This is a genomic window from Candidatus Obscuribacterales bacterium (genome assembly GCA_036703605.1).
In the GTDB taxonomy this organism is placed as follows: domain Bacteria; phylum Cyanobacteriota; class Cyanobacteriia; order RECH01; family RECH01; genus RECH01.
The window spans coordinates 1-1,560 of the sequence record DATNRH010000928.1 but is presented as its reverse complement, the minus strand read 5'-3'; the positions used below and the strand labels follow the sequence as shown (position 1 = coordinate 1,560).

Here is a 1,560-nt window from a genome sequence, read left to right as displayed (position 1 = left end):
GGTTAACGGCAACCATTCCATAATGATGCAAACCATCACAGGCACAACCACGCCTAGGGCCGCAACTGCAGACCAGCTTTCCATAACGTATCTCCTGGATAAGAGACGATTTAAGCGATCAACCAGGAGATCATGAGTCTCCTCTCAAGGCCGGCGAAGTTAGCTGACGGGCTAGGAGTGAGAAGTCTCCCCCCTGTGGATACAGGGTGCGCCCCAAGATGGGTCCTCCGCTTCGGTTCACGCCGAATTAGGCCGATAGCTTAGATGAACCTACTAAAGCTAGCACTAATTCATAGAGTCATCAATAGGGGGAGATGACTATTGCAGCCGCTGCCTGAGCCAGAAATCAAACAGGGGTAGGGCAATGCGGTAGCTAAGCTGAGGGCCATAGATTAAGCCCTTGTGCTCTAGGCTGGTGAGGGCACCCTGCAGCCCGCCGCCACGAGAGAGCTGGTGTTTTTTAATGTAGGCATTGGCTTGGGGGCTATCGGTAGGATCGAGGGCTAGGCTTTCGATCACCCGGGCTTGGGTGGGGGGTAGGAGTAAGAGCAGGGCTTCAAAGGTCACGCCCATGTCTTGCATCAGGGCCAGCATGGTGCTGTGAACCTGGTGGGCCTGGATGAGGCCTGGGGGATCGGGGGCGATCGCTTGACAGCTGAGCCACAGACGCTGAGCCAGGGTGGTGGCATCTTTGAGGTGACCCTGCACGTAGCTCAAGAACAGCTCTAGGGCTTGGCTATCGGGGTCAAAGGTAAGTCCCGATTTCGCTAGGGTATTGACCACCCAGTGCTGCAGGGTGGCATCGCTGAGGGGGGCCAGGGCAATCACTGGCAGATGGCTGGCAGTCATCCAGGGTTCTGCCACGGTGGCCACCAAGGCATAGCTGACCCGGCTTTGACGCTGAATCTCTTGGCGCAAATGACTTTCCCACTTGCCCTGCCGATCCCACGAGCGAATGTGGGGAAAGTTATGAAACCCAATAATCACCTGACAGTCGAGCGCTTCGGCTAAGTGCTGGGGTAGGGAGAGCAGCCCTTTAAATAGAGGCCATTCTTTACCAGATGCTGGGGGCCAGGCCAGGCGCGGCTGGGATGAAAGAGACTGGTCGAAAGAGAGGGGCTGATTCAGGCTCCATTGCTGAATGTTGGCGAGTTCATGGGGTTCTGTAAAGGCGTTGACGAGGCCATCCGCCAAAAACCTCAGGAACTGACCAGCATTGCGGCAGCGGAGAAAGTCGATCTCTAACCAGCGTGCCCCTAGACGTTTTGCCGCACTGCGAATCAGGGTTCGCCGTCCAATACCGGGGACGCCTGTGACCACGAAATCTCTATCTTGCTTGACTAGGGCACAGACTCGCCGTAGCTCGGTTTCGCGGCTCATCAGTGACTCGGGCATGAAAGGATTTAACATTATGTTGTATGTTGGCACTATTTTTTAGTGCTATAACTAGTTTTTGAGCACGTTTGAATCGTAACATCTGTTCTCTAAAGTCACTTCTCTAAGGTCAAGAGTTGCCGTGGTTCATAGTTCCCAGTCTGATGTCTCATCGGGTGCCTCGTC

1 protein-coding gene and 1 riboswitch are annotated in these 1,560 nt (G+C 54.8%); the gene reads right to left on the bottom strand.

Translation table 11 applies throughout. The features are described 5' to 3' along the window. Positions 1-133: 133 nt before the first annotated feature. Positions 134-264, bottom strand: a riboswitch (cyclic di-AMP (ydaO/yuaA leader). Between the two features lie 54 nt (positions 265-318). Continuing rightward, entirely contained in the window at positions 319-1,395 is a 1,077-nt protein-coding gene (locus V6D20_19105; GenBank protein ID HEY9817890.1) for an ATP-binding protein, read from the bottom strand. Positions 1,396-1,560 lie beyond the last annotated feature (165 nt).

Excerpts from the sequence above, each read along its gene's own strand:
- V6D20_19105 (HEY9817890.1), bottom strand. The coding sequence starts at position 1,395 with ATGCCCGAGTCACTGATGAGCCGCGAAACCGAGCTACGGCGAGTCTGT.